Raw genomic sequence first — 1,222 nt, 5'->3', positions numbered from 1 at the left:
CTACCACCATTTCCAGGCTCCGCTCCAGCAGCAACGCGATCAGCGTGTCCGGTGGCATCGCTGATCCTGTTCTGGTTTGGTAGCTTTTTCTGATATGTCTTGCCAAGGCATTGCTCCGTTCGTTCAGCTCACCGTAGCTCAGTGTCTGTCCTTCGTATACCAGCGCTGTGCTGCCCGGGTGTTTCGCCGCCTGATCCTCGAACATTCCGTGGATCGTTTCCGTATCCGGATAAGGCTTTTCTGTATTGTTCCAGGATGATAACTGTAAGGATTGCTCGGCGGCGCTGAGTAAATTGATCCTGCTGTAAAGCGCATCCGGCGCTGCGGCCAGTTGGCTTAATAAATGGATATAGTGCCCTGCCAGTTGGGTGATCATCTCTTCTTTAAACAACGATACTGCATAGCTGGCCTGCACCTTTAGTTCAGCTTCGCTGTCATCTACAAATAACGACAAGTCAAAACGTTCTACGGGGTAGGCTTCCGTTAGCGCGAATGGTTTAAGGTACTGGTTCTGGCGGCTCAGCGCCTTCTTTTCGTTCCCGAAACTTTGCACGCCGAACATCACCTGGAAAACAGGATGGCGCGACAGGTCTCTCTCCACACCCAACTCTTCTACCAGCTTTTCAAACGGCAGGTCCTGGTGCTGCTGCGCCTGTACCTGTTCGCGGTGAACCTGCTGCATCAGCGCTTTAAAGCTTTGGGTGCCGCTTAGCTGTGTTCGGTTCACCATCGTATTGACAAAAAAGCCGATCAGTCCTTCGGTTTGTGCATGGTGCCGGTTGGCAATAGGGCTGCCTGTTATAATATCTTCCCGTCCGGTATACCTGCCCAGCAGTATATGGAATGCGCTTAACAGCAGGCTGTAAAGCGATACTCCGTTTTCCCTGGCCAGCGCAATGAGTTGCTTGCTCAGTGTTTCGCTGATATAAAAGTTCCGGCCTGAGCCCCGGTAGTCTATCTTCTCGGGGCGGGGGTAGTCGGCAGGTAGTTCCAGCGTTTCAAAACCGCTTAGCTTTTCTTTCCAGTAAGTTGCCTGCTGCTGCATCACTTCGCCCTGCAGGTAGCTTTTTTGCCATACCGCGTAGTCTTTATACTGGATGCTCAGCGGAGCAAAGTCGAATGTTATGTCTTTTTTGATCCAGGCTTCGTAATAACCAAGTAACTCCCGCTGAAAGATATCCATCGACCAGCCGTCGCTGGCAATATGGTGGGCATTTACCAG

1 protein-coding gene is annotated in these 1,222 nt (G+C 51.6%); it reads right to left on the bottom strand.

Going from position 1 to position 1,222, the window contains the following annotated elements; all coding sequences use genetic code 11:
• The coding region (locus ACFQZS_RS13285) for a condensation domain-containing protein (RefSeq protein ID WP_377101004.1) at nucleotides 1-1,222 on the bottom strand (1,222 nt) is incomplete at both ends.

The organism is Mucilaginibacter calamicampi, assembly GCF_042676765.1.
GTDB classification, from domain to species: Bacteria; Bacteroidota; Bacteroidia; order Sphingobacteriales; family Sphingobacteriaceae; genus Mucilaginibacter; species Mucilaginibacter calamicampi.
The sequence above is the reverse complement of the archived record's forward strand: the minus strand, read 5'-3'. Positions and strand labels throughout refer to the sequence as shown.